Raw genomic sequence first — 15,698 nt, 5'->3', positions numbered from 1 at the left:
CCGCCATCCTTCCATCTTTCCCGGGTGCGACGATCGGGCCATGTCCGAGGGCGCGCGCACCGAGCCACCTGCCGAAGAAGATGTCGTCGACGCCGGCGACGACGCCGAAGAGGGCGGCCACCCGACCGCCGACGACGCTGACGACGGCGAACCCGGCGGTGGGGTCTTCTCGCATTATGGGGTGGCGTCAACGGTTCTCGGCCTGCTGTCGGTGGCCGCGGTCGTGCTCGGGGTGATCATCTGGTCCGGCCACCGCGACCAGGTCGCCGAGCGCGGTTATCTGAGCCGCGTCATGCAGACCGCCGCCGGGTGGACCAACGTGCTGATCAACATGAACAGCGGCAACGTCGACGCCAGCCTGCAGCGGCTGCACGACGGCACGGTCGGCGAACTCAACACCTACTTCGACGCCGCCGTGCAGCCCTACCGGGCGGTGGTGGAAAAGCTGCAGTCCAAGAGCGCCGGGCGGATCGACGCGGTGGCGATCGAAACCGTGCACCACGAACTGGACGCCCAGCCCGGCGCCGACAGGCCCCCGGGATCGGAGTCGGTGACCACCAAGCTGCCGCCGTTCGCCAGCCGGACCGACTCGGTGCTGCTGGTCGCCACGTCCGTCAGCGAAAACGCCGGCGCCAAGCCGCAGACCGTGCACTGGAACCTGCGGCTGGACGTGTCCGACGTCGACGGCAAGCTGATGATCTCCGGACTGAGTTCGATCCGATGAGAAACATCTGGCGACTGTTCGCATTCGACATCGCGGCCCCGCTGGCCGCGATCGCCGCGTTGGTGGCCATCGGGGTGGTGCTCGGCTGGCCGCTGTGGTGGGTGTCGGCCTGCTCGGTGCTGGTCCTGCTGATCCTCGAGGGCGTCGCGGTCAACTTCTGGCTGCTGCGCCGCGATTCGGTCAGCCTCGGCACCGACGACGACGCGCCGGGGCTGCGGTTGGCGGTGGCCCTGCTGTGCACGGCCGCCCTGGGGGCGGCCGTCGCGACCGGATACACGCACTGGACGAAGACGGACCGCGACTTCACCGACGATTCCCGCAAGGTCGTGCGGATCGCCACCGGCATGGCCGAGGCCATGGCGTCGTTCAGCCCCACCGCCCCGACCGATGCGATCGACCGGGCCACGGCCATGGTCGTCCCCGAGCATGCGGCGGCGTTCAAGGAGCAGTACACCAAGTCCAGCGCCGAGCTGGGCCAGCACAAGGTCACCGCCCAGGCCGCCACGGTCTCGGCCGGTGTCGAGGCGCTCGGGCCGACGGCGGCCAGCGTCGCGGTGATCCTGCGGGTGACCCAGAACGCGCCGGGCCAGCCACCCAGTCAGGTGGCGCCGGCCCTGCGGGTGACGCTGACCAAGCGCGGTAGCGACTGGTTGGTCGCCGACGTGCTGCCGATCAGATAGCTCAGTTGGATTCGGCCGCGGGGCCGGACTTCACCTTCACGAACCGGTCCGACAACCGGCGGATGCGGATCATCAGCGCGGCCGTCGGGCTGGTGCTGCCGTCGAGGTAGCCGCCCAGCTCCTCGGGGCTGACCCCGATGCGGGACGCGAACTCCTGCTGCGCGAGTCCCGAGCGGTCGATCAGCAGCCGCACGTGGCGGGCCACCTCGGCGCGCTCGTTGGCGTCCAGGTGGGTGCGGGCGCGCTCGAGCACCTCCCACAGCGCCTTGGCGATGCCGTAGGGGCGGGTGCCGCCGAGGACCTCTTCGACCTGGCGGGCGGTGCGCCCGTACGGGTCGCGCTTCAACGCGCCGGCGATGCGTTTCCAGGTGGCGATGTCACCGCCCTGCAGGGCCGACCGGATGGCGGCGGTCGGCCAGAACTCCACCGGCTGGTCCAGATCCGGAACGGATCCGGACGGCCCGTCGGACGGGCCACCGCCGCGGTTGCGCTGTTCGGGGGCCGGCCGGCGGGGCGGCGGTGGGGGGCGTCGGTCGGATGCCAACGTCACCTCGCCTCCTCCAGCATCGCTACCGCCACGGACAGGCAGCGTTCCCTGATCCCCTCCCAGTCCGAGTTCGCGTCGGCTTCCGACCCCTGGTCTTCCGGGTAGTCGCACGGATCGGGATCTGCGAGTCGACGGACCAACTGGGTGGCGATGCATTGCCGCCTGGACGATTCACAACAGTAATACCTGTCCATTCCGGCCAGCACCACCGCGGCGGTCTCGGGTTCCATCGCATCCACCATGTCTGCAAAGTCGGCATAATCGCGGCGACTGTTACGGCACATGATGAGGTAGCCCTTGAGCCGCAGGGTCTCCGCGCCGGTCGGGACCAGCAACCGGTCGCCGGTGGGCAGCTGCACATGGGTCGTCTCCACCGGGCTGCGCCGCGCGTACCTCGGACGGTCGGTGGCCCCCGCCGGTGCGGCGTCCGGGTCGGTCTCGAGCGCGTCGATCGCCACCGACAGGCGGCCGCGCCACAGCGTCACCGGATGAACGGGCCGGTCCGACCCGGAGATGGCCTTGGCGATCCCGTTGCGCGCCGCCAGCCCGCCGACGAGCTTCTTGGGCCCCGACGAACCGTTGGCATGGCCGTTGGTGGCGGTCTTCCTGTCGCCCGCGGTCACCCCGACGGCGACCTTCTCCTCGCCCAGCGCGACCTGGTGGGGGATCTGCCCGGGCCCCAGGCCGCGGGTGCGTTCCTCGTCGGGACCCGACGAAGCCTGACCGCCGCTGCGCCCGCAGCCGCTGAAGGCCAGCGGATCGGTCACGCAGATGGCGTCGGGCGCCAGGTGCTTGAGCTTGGCGGCGGACTTGAGCACCATCCGCAGGTCCGCGCTGGGCGCCACCAGCGCCGAGATGTCGTCGGGAATGACGACGACGTCGCCGAGGTCGACCTCCGGCAGCGGCCGGTCGAAGTCGACCGACGGCAGCACGCGGGACAGCCACGGCGGCAGCCACCAGTTCCACTGGGCGAACATCGCCATCAACGCCGGAACCATCACCAGCCGCACCACGGTGGCGTCCACCGCGATCGCCACGGCGCAGGCCACGCCGATCTCGGCCACCAGCGGCATGCCGGCGAAGGCGAACCCGACGAACACCGCGATCATGATCAGCGCCGCGCTGGTGATGGTGCGGGCGCTGGTGCTGACGCCGTAGGCCACCGCGTCACGGGTGTTGCCCGAATGCAGGAACCGTTCCCGGATGCGGGTGAGCAGGAAGATCTCGTAGTCCATCGACAACCCGAAGGTCATCGCCAGCACCAGCGGGGGAACCGTGCTGTCGATCGAGCTGATCTGGGCGAAGCCGAGATCCTTCAGCCACCCCCACTGGAACACCATCACCAAACTGCCGTAGGCGGCGGCGACCGACAGCAATGTCATCAGGACGCCCTTGAGCGCCAAGAACACCGAGTGGACGGACACCAACAGCATCACGAACGCGATCAGCGCGACGAAGCCCAGCACCAACGGTTCCGTCGCCGACACCTGGTCGTCGAAGTCCTTGATCAGCGCGGTCGGGCCGCCGACGTCCACGCGCGCGGTCCCCAACTGCGGGACCTTGGGGAGCTCCCCGCGCATCCAGCCCACGGTTTCGCGGGCCCGCATGTCCTCGGGGTCCACCGACAGCACCGCGGACAGCAGCGCGCTGCCGTTGTCCTCGGCGTACTGGGGCGGTGACACCGAGACGATGTTCGGCGCCTGCGTCATCCGCTGGCGGACCGCGCCGACGGTGTGGCTGTGCTCGGGCGAGGCCGCCCCGCCCTCGGGGAAGTTGATCAGCACCCGGATCGGCCCGAGCGCGCCCGGACCCAACGCCTGGGCCGCGGCGCCGACGCCGGCGCGGATCTCGTGGGACGAGTCGAACTGGCGTAACAGGCTGTTGCCCAACACCATTGACGCCGCGGGCGCGGCCATCACGAGCAGCACCAGCGACGCCGCCAGCGCGGACATCCACGGCCGGCGCATCACCCATCCGATCCACCGGTTCCAGAACCGCGACTGGGTGCTTTCGGGCCGACGGGACCAGTGCAGGAAGCCCGACCGCTTGGCGGCCGCCCGGCCGAACGTCGCCAGCGCCGCCGGTGTCAGGGTGGTCGAGGTCAGCATCGCGACGGCGACGGCCAGGATCGCGCCGGTGGCCATCGACTTCAGCGCCGGGGTGTTGATCACGTAGATCCCGGTGAGGGACGCGACGACGGTCGCGCCGGACAGCACCACGGCCAGCCCGGAGGTCGCCATCGCGGCGTCGACGGCCTCGCGGGGCTGGCGCCCGCTGCGCAGTTCCTCGCGGAAGCGCATCAAGATGAACAGCGAATAGTCCACGGCCAGCGCGATCCCGAACATCGACACCGTCGAGGTCACGAACACCGACATGGTGGTGTAAGCGGAGAGCAGGTACACCAGGCCCATCGTCACCACGACCGTGCACACGCCCAGTGCCAGAGGGATCGCCGCGGCGGCCAGTGAGCCGAACACGGCGAGCAGGACGATGAGGATCACCGGCAGGTTCCACCGTTCCGCGGCGGCGATGTCGTGCTTGGTGTTGGCGGCCGCGGCGGCGCTCAGCGCGCCCTGGCCGATGACGTAGAGCCGCACCCGGCCGTTGGCGGTCTGGCCGGGCTGGTCGCCCTTGATGCCGACCTTCGTGCGGAGCTTCTTGGCGACGTCGCTGGTGTTGCGGGAATCGAGCCGCACCGACAGCACGTAGGGGCGATCGGGTTGCGGCGGCCGCTGGGTGGGGTTGGGGATCTCCGAGGTGCCGGGGACCTCGGCGGTGAGCCGTCGCAACTGTGCGACCGCCTCGTTCATGTCCTGGTAGGTGGCGTCGGCGCGGGGCGCGGCCACCAGCGCCAGCGATGACCCGCCCTGGTCGTGGTAGAGCTCCTCGAGCTGGTCGTGGACCGCCAGCGATTGGGAACCGGCCACGTCGAAACCGCCGCCGGTGAGGTTGCCGGATTGCGTCAGCGCCAGGTAGACCGCAGGAACCAACGCCAGCAACCAGCCTGTGAAGACCAACCAGCGGTACTTACGCAGGCTGCGGCTGAGGCGCATCATCAACTGCTGGATTTTTCTCGCTCCCCGGTTCTCGCGTAACGCGTGCAGGCGAGGATACCGGAGCACGCTGTGGTTTATGTGGGGTTATGTAGTTCCTGAGCTGCGGTGACGGCGTCGTTGCCAAGAAGCTGCGGAGTCGTTGTGAACCGGTGACCAAGCGGGATCTCGGTCACATCCGCAGTTCGCGGCTGGCCGGGCGATATCGGCGGTGGCAGGATGTCGGTTGGCCTGGCGGGTCCTCGGGGGATTCATTGGGACCCGGCCATCGGTAAGGCCGTCCATTGCAGCTGTTTGCGACGCGCTCATCCGTGGCGGTCCGCGCAAACTGTGAGGAGTTCTCGATGACGACAGGCAGCGCTGGACGGCGTGGCAAAATCTTGGCCGGCCTGATCGCCGCCGCCGCGCCCGGCGCCGCCCTCGCGGTGCTCGCCGGTCCGCCGGCGACCGGCGCCAACGATCCGTGCGCGGCCAGCGAGGTCGCCCGCACCATCGGCTCGGTCTCGAAGTCGATGGGTGACTATCTGGATTCGCACCCCGAGACCAACCAGACGATGACCTCGATGCTGCAGCAGCAGGCGGGGCCGCAGTCGCTGAGCGGGCTGAAGAGCTACTTCGACGCCAACCCGAAGGTCGCCGGGGACATGACGTCCATCGCGCAACCCCTGACCAGCCTGTCGCTGCAGTGCAAGCTGCCGATCTCGATCCCGCAGATGATGGGCATGATGCAGCAGGCGCAGGGGGCCGCGGGCGCCCTGCCCGCGCTTCCCGGTAACCCCCCGGGCGCCTCCCCGCTGGGCGGAACGGGCGCCCCGCCCGCCGCGCCGCAGCCCGCTCCTCTCCCTGCCGGCACCAACCCGCTCTCGGGCCCGCCGCGCGGAAACACCGTCGGCTAGCTGTCCCGGCCCTCGGTCTCCGGGTTTCGGTCGGGCGGCAGCGGCCCCTGCAGGGCGGCCTCGGTCGGGTCGGCGGAAGCGTCGCCCGGCTGCGGCACGATCGGCAGCGGACCGGTGATCGGGTCGTCGTCGGAGTCGTCGACGTTCTCGGTGCGGAACACGAAGAAGAACACCACCCAGCCGACCGCGGCGATGAGCAGCCAGCTGATCAGCCGGTATATCAGCATGGCCGAGATCGCGCTCGACAGGGACATCCCGCTCGAGACCAGCCCCGGCACCAGCACCGCCTCGACGACCAGCAGCCCGCCGGGCATCAGCGGGATGGTGCCGACCGCGCGGGCCGCGGCGTAGGCGACGGTCAGCCCGGCCACCGACGCGTGATCCCCGGCGGCGTACGCGGCGAAGCCGAGGCAGGCGACGTCGGCGACCCAGTTGAACATCGACCACCCGAACGCCACCCCCAGGTCGCGGCGGCCCAGGCTCACCGATTCGAGCTGCATCAGCGTCTCGCGCCACTTGTCCAGGCCGGTGTCGGCGGGCTTTCCGCGCACCGAGTTGACCCACGCCAGGACCCGGCTGCCGATGCCTTCGATCAGCTCCGGCCGCGAGGCGACGGCCTGCGCCAGCAGCAGCAGGGCGACGAAACCGCCGAGCGTGAACAGCAACGAGAACGGGTTGTTCTTCGCGCCCAGCAGGAAAGCGCCGCCCAACCCGAGCAAAGCCAATCCCACCGCCTGCAGCACGCCCGACATCACCAGCTGCCACGACGCCACCACCGTCGAGGCACCCCAGAGCCGTTGCTGGCGGAACAGGAACGTCGCCGACAGCACGGGCCCGCCGGGCAGCGTGGTGCTCAGCGAGTTGGCCGCATAGAACGCGGCCTCCGAGCGCAGTTGCTTGACGTGCACCCCGGCCGACTTGAGCAGGGTGCGCTGGATCTGGGCAAAGCTGTGCATGGACGCGGCCGCCGCCACGACCGAGGCGAGCAACCACCACCAGTTCGCCTCGTACAGGCTCATCCACGCCTTGGCCAGCTGATCCCAGCCCAGGGAAACCTCGACGGCAAGCACGATGGCAACCATCCCGAGGATGACCCAGCGCACCCACCAGTACTTCCCGCGCGGGGTTTGTTCGCGCGGGAAGTCGAGATTGCGGGCGGGTGCGTCGTGCGACACGTGATTTAGGGTAACGGTGCAGGTGGCGCGGCGATCGCTGCGCGCCGCCGACTGTGTCGCCGTCGTAACCGGATCGTGCCGGCTCCGACGGCTGCGGGCGACGCGCAGCCCGTCGCGAACCGATTCGGGGCGGCGCCGCTACCGATAGGCTGGCCAGATGTCAGCAAACGTCGACGACGCGTCGGTGGAACCCGTAGTACGCAAGACCGCAGCCTGGGCGTGGCGTTTGCTCGTCATCCTGGCCGCCGCGGTTGCCCTGTTGTGGGTGGTCAAGAAGCTCGAAGTCATCGTCGTTCCGGTGCTGGTGGCGCTGCTGCTGAGCGCGCTGCTGGTGCCGGTGGTCGACTGGCTGGACCGGCGGGGCCTGCCCCGCGGCGGCGCGGTGGCGCTGGTGTTGCTGGGCGGCTTCGCGATCCTGGGCGGCATCCTGGCGTTCGTCATCCTGCAGTTCATCGACGGCCTGCCCGGCCTGACCGAACAGGTGACGCAGAGCATCGAGTCGACCCGCCGGTGGCTGATCAACGGGCCCGCGCATCTGCGCAGCGAACAGATCGACAGCGCGGGCAACGCCGCCATCGAGGCGCTGCACAACAACCAGGCCAAGCTGACCAGCGGCGCGCTGTCTACCGCGGCGACCGTCACCGAGCTGGTAACGGCTGCTGTGCTGGTGCTGTTCACGCTGATCTTCTTTCTCTACGGTGGCCGCAACATCTGGCGGTACGTGGTGCAGATCATCCCCGCCCACGTCCGCGACCGGGTGCACGAAGCCGGCAACGCCGGGTACGGGTCGCTGATCGGGTACGTGCGGGCCACCTTTCTGGTGGCGCTGACCGACGCGGCCGGGGTGGGCGCGGGCCTGGCGATCATGGGCATTCCGCTGGCGCTGCCGCTGGCCTCGCTGGTCTTCCTGGGTGCCTTCATCCCGCTGATCGGTGCGCTGATTTCCGGCCTGCTGGCCGTGGTGGTCGCCCTGTTGGCCAAGGGCATCGTGTACGCGCTCATCACGCTGGGGGTGTTGATCGCGGTCAACCAGATGGAGGCCCACCTGCTGCAACCGCTGGTGATGGGCCGCGCGGTCTCGATCCACCCGCTCGCCGTGGTGCTGGCCATTTCCACCGGCGGCGTGCTCGCCGGGATCGTCGGGGCCCTGCTGGCCGTCCCGACGGTCGCGTTCCTCAACAACGCGTTCCAGGTGCTGCTGGCGCCCAATCCCGAGGCGGAAGCCGAGAAGCAGACCGAGGAGGCGGACGAGAAGAACGCCATCCTGCAGGCCGAGCCGGACAAACCGGGCTCCGACTGAGACCAGCGTCAAGAGGCGCCGGGGCGCTTTCCTATAACCGTCCCTCGCGGCGCAGCAGATCCGCCGCGGACAGCCCGCCGCCGGAGCGGCGCCGCTGCCGCGCCGGGTCGCCGTTCTCGCCCTGGCCGCGGGGGTTCACCGCGTCGCCGGGGGCGTCGTTGTCGGGGTCGTCGGGCCGGTTGCCGGGGACGGGGATGGCCCGGGTCTGATCGCGGGACGGCGGCGCCGTCGGCGGACGCTGGGGTGCCTGCGGGGCCGGCGGCGAGGGCTTGGCCGGGGGGCGCGGTTCGGCCGGCCGGTCCCGGCCCGGGGCGCCCTGCGCGGCGAAACGTGTGGTCTTGGCCTCGGTCGGCTGGTTCGGCCGGGCCGGGATGCGGGTGGTGTCCACGCTGTCGTCGGCCCGTGTGGTCGACGCGCTCGGGGTGGGTTCCTTTGCGGGCCTGGGTTCCGGCGCCGGGCGCGCCGGTCGCGACGGCTCCAGCGGCGCGGGGTGGGTGGGGTCGTGCGGCGGACGCGGCGCGGCGGCGACCAGGCTGGCCGCCACCGGCGGCCGCGCGGGGCGCCCGTTGAGCGTCGGCCGCTTGCGCTCGTCGGGCAGATCGATCTCGCCCAGCCCGATCTTGTTCTGCAGGCGCCGGGCCCAGCGCGGCGCCCACCAGCAGTCGTCGCCGAGCAACTTCATCACCGACGGCACCAGGAACATCCGGACGACGGTCGCGTCCAGCAGCAGCGCCGCCATCAGACCGAACGCCAGATACTTCATCAACACCAGGTCGGAGAACACGAACGAGCCCGCGACCACGGCCAGCACCAGCGCGGCGGCCGTGATCAGGCGGCCGGTGGTCGCGGTGCCGATCCGGATGGCCTCGGCGGTCGACATGCCGCGTTCGCGCGCCTCGACCATGCGCGAGACCAGGAACACCTCGTAGTCGGTGGCCAGGCCGAAACCGACGGCGACAACCAGCGCGATGACCACCACCATCAGCGGGGTCGGCGTGAAATTCAGCACGCCCGACAGGTGACCGTCGACGAAGATCCACGTCAGGATTCCCATCGTGGATCCCAGCGTGAGAGCGCTCATCACCGCGGCCTTGACGGGCAACACCACCGAGCCGAACGCCAGGAACATCAACAGCATGGTGGCGCCGAGCAACAGCACCAGCATCAGCGGAGCCTTGTCGAACAGGCTGTGGATGCTGTCCTGCTCCAGCGCCGGGGTGCCGCCTACATAGAGATTCAGCCCCTTCGGGGGGTTGACCGCCCGCAGTTCGGTGATCTTCTTGGCGGCGTCGTTCTTGTTGACCAGGCCGTTCTGGATCACCCGCACCGAGCCGTCCTTGGGCACCGTGGTGCCGTTCGGGCCGGCGACGCAGGGATTGCCGGCGATGGTCGGACAGGCCCGCTCCTCCCATTGCTTGTCGGTGAACCCGCCGATCGAGGAGATCCTGTTGCGGATGTCGGCCACCTGCTGGTCGGTGACCTTGCTGTGGTTGTCGCTCTGGATCACCACCGTCAGCTGCTCGGTGCGGTAGCCGGGGAATCGCTTGTCGAAGTGTTCCTGCGCCAGGCGCACGGCGTTGTCGGGCGGCAGATACTTCTCGCTCATGCCGCCGAACGAGAGGTTGCCCAGGGGGATGACCAGCAGGATCATGCCGACGGCGATCGGGATGGCAAACGCCAACGGCCGCTTCATCACCCAGTTGACGAGTTTGCCCCAGAAGCCGGCCTCGACCTCCTCGCGGGTCTTGGTCTTCTGTAGCCGGTCGGCGAGCCAGTTCAGGTAGGCGCGTGAATACTTCCAGTTGCGCAGGAACGGCACCCGGAACGCGGTCCGCACGCCCAGCGCGTCGACGTGGCGGCCGAGGATGCCCAGGCAGGCCGGCAGGAACGTGATCGACAACAGCGCGGCAAGCCCCACCGCCGCGAAGATCGCGTAGGTCAGCGAATGCACGAAGCCCTGGGGCAACACCAACAGGCTGGCGCTCGAGGCGATGATCAGCACCGCCGAGAACGTCACTGTGCGCCCGGCCGTCATCACGGTTCTTCGCACGGCGGCCTCGGTGTCGTAGCCCTCGGCGATCTCCTCGCGGAACCGGCTCACGACGAACAGCCCGTAGTCGATGGCGATACCCAGGCCGATCAGCGAGACCACCGGCTGGGCGAAGAAGTGCACCGGCCCGAACAGGGAGACCAGCCGCAGGATGCCCAGCGAGCCCGCAATGCTCAGCCCGCCGACGATGGCCGGCAGGCCGGCGGCGACCGCGCCGCCGAACACCAGGAACAGGACCACTGCCACCAGCGGCACCGCGAGGACCTCCATGCGGCGCTGGTCGGTTGCGATCGTGCCGGTCAGGGCGTTGGCGATCGGCTCGAGGCCGGCCAGCTCCACGTTGCCGCCGCCGAGCTTCTGCAGGCCGGGCGCGATGGCCTTGTAGTTGTTGAGGATGCTGTCGTCGTCGTCGCCCTTGAGCGGGACGCTGACGAAGGTGTGCTTCTTGTCCTCGCTGACCATCCCCTTGATCACGGGGTTGTCGCTATTGGGGGCCGCCAGCCAGCCCGCCCACCCGACGACCTGGTCGGGATGATCGGCCTTGAACTTGTTGAGCTCGGCGACGACCTTTTCCCGCCACGCCGGGTCCTCGACCGTCTTGCCGTCGGGGGCGGTGAACGTCGCGACGACGTGGCTGGTGCGGTCGCGGCCGTAGGTCTCGTCCCCCAGCACCGAGGCTTTGACGGACTGACTGCCGTCGTCGTAGAAGCCGCTCTGTGTAACATGCTTGCCCAGGCTGATGCCGAAGACGCCGCCGAGCAGACACAGAGCTACCGTGACCCCGATCACGATGTACCGATACCGGTACACAGTTCGACCCCACCAGGCGAACACGCAAGCTCCTTACTGGATCGTCTTAGTCGTCAACGACCCGCGCACTGGTTGTTCAGTGTCACACACGCGCGGTCAACAGCGCTGACAGCGGCCGGAACGGCTGCAGCCATGCGCCCTGGTCAGGCAGCGAATCCAGGCCGATCCGCGGCAATGGTTCCCGGAAGACGCCGGCGATCTCCTCCAGGTCAACGAAGTCCAAGGTATCCGACGCTAGCGCCCAACTCGCATGTTCGCGAAATCCGATCACTTGGACGCTGGTGCCGGTCCGGGCGATCTCCTCGAGCGGTTGGCGGAACGCCTGTCCGTCGGCCGAGGCCACCACCAGGGACGCCAGCCCTTCGGTCCGCCGGAGTTCGATATGGGCCAGCATGTCGCGGTCGACGTCGCTGTCCTCATCGATCTTCGGCTTGGCGAACACCGCGAACCCCACGTTACGCAATGCGTCCACCCAAGGCCGGACGACGTCGGCGCTGCCCGGCGCGATGTTGGTGAACACGGTGGCCTCGGGCTCGACGACGACGCCCGGTCGCTGCGCGCTGATCTCGGCCGTGCGCGACAGCAGCCAGCGTCCCAGGGCGTCGAACCGTGGGCGTTCCAAGGCGGTCGGCCGGCGACCCAGGATCGAGCCCAGGCCCATGTCGAGGTTGGGGGCGTCCCACACCAGCAATACGCGTCCGCCGGACGGCGAAAAGCCGCCCAGGGCGCCCACGCCGTCGTCGGGCAGCACCGCCGGCGGCGCGACGGGTTCCGCGCCGGCGTTGGTCGTCTCAGTCAGGCTCATCACTCATCGCCTACTCATCGTTTAAGCCAAACGAACTCGGTGACGGCGCTGCCCGCTTCTTGGGCTTTCGTCTCGTACTTGGTGGTCGGGCGGACAGTCGAGATGGGCAGCGGGGTTTCGGGCTCCGCCCGGCGCAGCCGGGACTCGCCCGCGCCGACTTCGGCGATGTGCTCGGCGTAGCCGGCGTGGTCCGTCGCAACGTGGAGGACACCACCAGGGAGTAGCCGGTCGGCTATCAAGCCAACCGTGCCCGGCTGCAGGAACCGGCGCTTGTGGTGCCGCGCCTTGGGCCACGGATCGGGGAAGAAGACGCGGACCCCGGTCAGCGAAGCCGGGGCGATGAGCCGCTGCAGCACGTCGAGCGCGTTGCCGCGGACCAATCGGATGTTGGTCACCGCGTCGCGGTCGATCGCGCACAGCAACTGCGCCAGCCCCCGCCGGTAGATCTCGACCGCGATCACATCGACGTCGGGCTCGTCCTTGGCCATCGCCAGCGTCGATGTGCCGCTGCCACAACCGATTTCGAGCACCAGCGGCGCCTGGCGCCCGAACCACGAGCGGGTGTCCAGCGGCGGCTCGTCGCCGACGGCCCCGTCGGCCGGGGCGCCCACCGACAGGCCGAGGTCGGGCCAGCGCCGCTCCCACGTCTGGCGCTGCGCGTCGGACAGCGCGGATCGTCGCGACCGAAACGCCGTCGCGGGCAGGTAGCGCTGGTCGGGGCGGGCCGATTCCCCGATCGGCGTGTCGGCAGACATCGCCACCCCGCGCTGCGCATGCATTTGTCCATGGTGGCCTATAAACCTCGGATGTAGCCGCCCCTGGTCCGGATTGATACCCAACAGTTGCCTTGAACTGGTAACTGATTAACGGTGGCTCGCTTCTTGGCGACGTGAATGCCACCATTCGGTGGGACCGACGGGGCGATCGGGTCATTCGGACCGAACAGGCGGGGTATGAGGGGACAAGGACACCAGATTTTCGTCGACGAGCTGACGCGGTTTGCCGACGGCGTCGTCGATCCGCGCGTGACGGCGATCGCCACGCGAACCGCCGCACCCCTGCGCGTCGTGGTTCGCGGCCGCCGGGGGGTCGGCCGCCGCACGGTGGCCCGCGCGCTGGACCGCGCGGGAACCGCGTCGGGGATCGCGGCCGACCTCCAGCTGAGCGCGGCGGCGCCCGATCCCGGCGCGGACGCGGTGGTCTACGTGGTCGCCGAGGTGGTCAAGCCCGAGGACGCCCACGCCATCGCGGCCGCCGGGCAGCCGGTGGTGGCGGTGCTGAACAAGGCCGACCTGTCGGGCCGGCGCGGCGACGGGCCGATCGCGGCGGCCCGGGCGCGGTGCGCCGATCTGTCGGCGCTGATCGGCGCTCCCATGGAACCGATGATCGGCCTGCTCGCGGTCGCGCTCGACGAACTCGACAAAGCCGACGACCACGCGCTGTGGGCGGCGCTGCACACGCTCGCCACGCACCCCGGGGCCGCCGCGTGCCTCGACGGCTCGTTCGCGGGGTTCCTGGCGGCGGACGGCCCGGTGCCGGCCGGCGTGTGTCAGCGCCTGCTGGACACCCTCGACCTGTTCGGCACCGCGCTGGCCGTCGCCGCGATCCGCCAGGGCAGAACCCCGGCGCAGGTGCGCGCCCTGCTGCGCCGGATGAGCGGCGTCGACGCCGTCCTGGCCAAGGTCGGCGCGCTGGGCGCCGAGGTGCGCTACCAGCGGGTGCTCGGGGCCGTCGCGGAATTGGAGGCGCTGGCCGCCGGTGGCGGCCAGCTCGGCGAGCGGATCGGCGGGTTCCTGTCCCGCGACGACACGGTGGTCGCCCGGATGGCGGCCGCGGTGGATCTGGCCGAGGCGGCCGGGCTGGACCCGGGCGGCCCCGGGCCGGCCGGCGTGGACCGCGACCCGTCCGCGCACCTGCCGCGCGCGGTGCGGTGGCAGCGCTACAGCCGCGCCTCGGCCAGCGAACTGCACCGCGCCTGCGGCGCGGACATCGCCCGCGGATCGCTGCGGCTGTGGTCGCAGGCCTGCGCGTCACTGCCGGGGGAATCCTGGTGAGCGGCGGCGATCCCATCGCCCAGGTGGACGCGATGGTGGCCGCGGTCGCGCCGGACCTGGATCCGCCGGCCGTGCACCGCTGCGACGTGGTCCTGGTGACCGGCCCGTGGATGGCCGGGGTCAGCGCGGTGGCCACGGCGCTGCAAGGCCGCCTGCCGCAGCACAAGTTCGTGGAGTCGACGGACCTGGGACCCGGCGAGGTGCCGATGGCGGTGGTGTTCGTCGTGTCCGCGGCGGCCCATCTGACTGCCTCCGACTGCGCGCTGCTGGACGCCGCGACCGAGCACACCGACGCGGTAGTGGGGGTGGTGTCCAAGATCGACGTGCACCGGAGTTGGCGTGAGGTGGTCGACGCCAATCGCGAAGCGCTGGCCGCACATTCGCCGCGCTACGGCCGGGCGCCGTGGGTGGGCGCGGCCGCCCTGCCCGATACCGGTGAGCCGGACGTCGACGCCCTGGTCGCCGCCGTCTCGGCGCAACTCGACGACCCCGACCTCCCCCGGCGAAACAGGTTGCGGGCGTGGGAATCTCGCCTACAGACCATCAAACGGCGGTTCGACCGCGACGTCGAGGGATCCGGTCGTCGCGCGCGGGTCGAGGCGCTGCGCGAGGAACGCAGCACGGCGTTGCAGCGGCGGCGTCAAGCGAAGAGCGAACGCACCATCACCCTGCGGGGTCAGATCCAGCAGGCTCGGGTGCAGTTGTCGCACTCCGCGCGCAACCAATGCGCGACGGCGCGCACCGAGCTGCAGGAACACGCGGCCGGGTTGTCGCGGCGCGACATGTCCGGGTTCGAGGCGCACACCCGCGCCCGCCTCGACGAGGTGGTGGCCGAGGTCAGCGACGGCACGGACACGCAGCTGTCCGACGTCGCGCAGGCGGTGGGTGTGCCGGTGGACCTGCCGGCCCTCGAGAAGATGCCGGAGGTCGACGTCTCGGCGCCGCCGCTGAAGTCGCGCCGGCAGGAAACCTGGCTGATGATCGTGCTGGGCGTCGGCTTCGGGCTGGGGGTGGCGCTCACGCTGAGCCGGCTGATGAGCGGCGTGGTCTCGCGGCTCAACCCCGCGCTGGCGGTCGTCGCGGCGGTGGTGTGTGTGGTGATCTCGGTGGCGCTCACCTTCCTGGTGATCAACATTCGCGCCCTGCTGCATGACCGGGCGCTGCTGGACCGCTGGGCGGGCGACGCGACGTCCTCGCTGCGCTCGGTGGTCGAGGAACTGGTCGCGACCCGGGTGCTGGTCGCCGAGTCCGTGCTCAGCAAAGCCTTGCTCGCCCACGACGAGGCCGAGAACGCGCAGGCGTCCGCCGCCGTCGGCGTCATCGACACCGAACTGCGCGAGCACGCCCTGGCCGCCGCGCGGGCCGCGGCCGCGCGGGATCGGGAGATGCCCGCGGTCGCCGCCGCCCTGCGGGCGGTGCGTGCAGAACTCGGAGAACCGGGTATACAACCGGCTGAAAGTCCCGCCGAAACCGGCGACGGTGACGAAACCGAAAAACCCGCTTCGAGGAGCGAAGATGGCGACCCGTCGGGAGCTTCTGAATCGTTGTTGTGAGAAGGCTTATACCTGCCCGAGACTTCCCCGACAAGTTCCTCACGATAACCT

The 15,698-nt window shown here is 70.2% G+C and carries 12 protein-coding genes; 6 read left to right on the top strand and 6 right to left on the bottom strand.

Annotation, left to right across the window (positions count from 1 at the left end):
• Window positions 1-40: 40 nt before the first annotated feature.
• Window positions 41-724 (top strand): hypothetical protein, encoded by a 684-nt coding sequence (locus OCU_RS48720; RefSeq protein ID WP_014381439.1) that lies wholly within the window; start codon window positions 41-43, stop codon window positions 722-724.
• Window positions 721-1,404, top strand: coding sequence for a hypothetical protein (locus tag OCU_RS48715; RefSeq protein WP_014381438.1), 684 nt, complete (start codon window positions 721-723; stop codon window positions 1,402-1,404). Before OCU_RS48720 ends, OCU_RS48715 begins: the two co-directional genes overlap by 4 nt.
• A 1-nt stretch (window position 1,405) precedes the next feature.
• Here OCU_RS48715 and OCU_RS48710 read toward each other — a convergent pair whose 3' ends face one another.
• Together OCU_RS48710 and OCU_RS48705 are read right to left on the bottom strand one after the other, a co-directional pair.
• Window positions 1,406-1,954, bottom strand: a complete 549-nt coding sequence (locus OCU_RS48710; RefSeq protein WP_014381437.1) for a helix-turn-helix domain-containing protein — start codon at window positions 1,952-1,954, stop codon at window positions 1,406-1,408.
• Complete coding sequence (locus OCU_RS48705; protein WP_014381436.1) at window positions 1,951-5,007, bottom strand: MMPL family transporter; 3,057 nt, start codon at window positions 5,005-5,007, stop codon at window positions 1,951-1,953. The genes OCU_RS48710 and OCU_RS48705 overlap by 4 nt, the downstream gene beginning before the upstream one ends.
• A 341-nt stretch (window positions 5,008-5,348) precedes the next feature.
• On the opposite strand from OCU_RS48705, the gene OCU_RS48700 reads away from it, so the two are divergent.
• The gene (locus OCU_RS48700) at window positions 5,349-5,900 is read left to right on the top strand and encodes a hemophore (protein WP_008261902.1); all 552 of its coding nucleotides are present in this window, start codon (window positions 5,349-5,351) and stop codon (window positions 5,898-5,900) included.
• Here OCU_RS48700 and OCU_RS48695 read toward each other — a convergent pair.
• Window positions 5,897-7,075: a lysylphosphatidylglycerol synthase transmembrane domain-containing protein gene (locus tag OCU_RS48695; RefSeq protein WP_014381434.1), complete on the bottom strand. Its 1,179-nt coding sequence runs from the start codon at window positions 7,073-7,075 to the stop codon at window positions 5,897-5,899. The two genes, OCU_RS48700 and OCU_RS48695, sit on opposite strands and share 4 nt — an antisense overlap.
• Window positions 7,076-7,232: 157 nt before the next feature.
• On the opposite strand from OCU_RS48695, the gene OCU_RS48690 reads away from it, so the two are divergent.
• A complete protein-coding gene (locus tag OCU_RS48690) occupies window positions 7,233-8,375 on the top strand; it encodes an AI-2E family transporter (RefSeq protein ID WP_008261889.1) in 1,143 nt (380 codons plus the stop codon).
• Between the two features lie 31 nt (window positions 8,376-8,406).
• Here OCU_RS48690 and OCU_RS48685 read toward each other — a convergent pair whose 3' ends face one another.
• Genes OCU_RS48685 through trmB form a run of 3 tightly spaced genes read right to left on the bottom strand, consistent with a single transcriptional unit; the run spans window position 8,407 to window position 12,837 of the window.
• Window positions 8,407-11,259, bottom strand: coding sequence for an MMPL family transporter (locus OCU_RS48685; protein WP_041787131.1), 2,853 nt, complete (start codon window positions 11,257-11,259; stop codon window positions 8,407-8,409).
• Window positions 11,260-11,317: 58 nt separating this feature from the next.
• The gene (locus OCU_RS48680) at window positions 11,318-12,040 is read right to left on the bottom strand and encodes an NYN domain-containing protein (RefSeq protein WP_041787129.1); all 723 of its coding nucleotides are present in this window, start codon (window positions 12,038-12,040) and stop codon (window positions 11,318-11,320) included.
• A 14-nt stretch (window positions 12,041-12,054) separates the two neighbouring features.
• Window positions 12,055-12,837, bottom strand: a complete 783-nt coding sequence (trmB, locus tag OCU_RS48675; RefSeq protein ID WP_193375159.1) for a tRNA (guanosine(46)-N7)-methyltransferase TrmB — start codon at window positions 12,835-12,837, stop codon at window positions 12,055-12,057.
• Between the two features lie 156 nt (window positions 12,838-12,993).
• Between trmB and OCU_RS48670 the strand changes: the two genes are divergently transcribed.
• The gene (locus OCU_RS48670; RefSeq protein ID WP_014381429.1) at window positions 12,994-14,094 is read left to right on the top strand and encodes a hypothetical protein; all 1,101 of its coding nucleotides are present in this window, start codon (window positions 12,994-12,996) and stop codon (window positions 14,092-14,094) included.
• Complete coding sequence (locus OCU_RS48665) at window positions 14,091-15,647, top strand: hypothetical protein (RefSeq protein ID WP_014381428.1); 1,557 nt, start codon at window positions 14,091-14,093, stop codon at window positions 15,645-15,647. Before OCU_RS48670 ends, OCU_RS48665 begins: the two co-directional genes overlap by 4 nt.
• Window positions 15,648-15,698 lie beyond the last annotated feature (51 nt).

It is taken from the genome of Mycobacterium intracellulare ATCC 13950 (genome assembly GCF_000277125.1).
In the GTDB taxonomy this organism is placed as follows: Bacteria; Actinomycetota; Actinomycetes; order Mycobacteriales; family Mycobacteriaceae; genus Mycobacterium; species Mycobacterium intracellulare.
Note: the sequence above shows the minus strand (reverse complement) of the source record. Positions and strands in the feature narration are given on the sequence as shown.

Coding starts and splice junctions, on each gene's coding strand:
- OCU_RS48720 (WP_014381439.1), top strand. CDS start 41: ATGTCCGAGGGCGCGCGCACCGAGCCACCTGCCGAAGAAGATGTCGTC.
- OCU_RS48715 (WP_014381438.1), top strand. CDS start 721: ATGAGAAACATCTGGCGACTGTTCGCATTCGACATCGCGGCCCCGCTG.
- OCU_RS48705 (WP_014381436.1), bottom strand. CDS start 5,007: ATGATGCGCCTCAGCCGCAGCCTGCGTAAGTACCGCTGGTTGGTCTTC.
- OCU_RS48700 (WP_008261902.1), top strand. CDS start 5,349: ATGACGACAGGCAGCGCTGGACGGCGTGGCAAAATCTTGGCCGGCCTG.
- OCU_RS48690 (WP_008261889.1), top strand. CDS start 7,233: ATGTCAGCAAACGTCGACGACGCGTCGGTGGAACCCGTAGTACGCAAG.
- OCU_RS48680 (WP_041787129.1), bottom strand. CDS start 12,040: ATGAGCCTGACTGAGACGACCAACGCCGGCGCGGAACCCGTCGCGCCG.
- OCU_RS48670 (WP_014381429.1), top strand. CDS start 12,994: ATGAGGGGACAAGGACACCAGATTTTCGTCGACGAGCTGACGCGGTTT.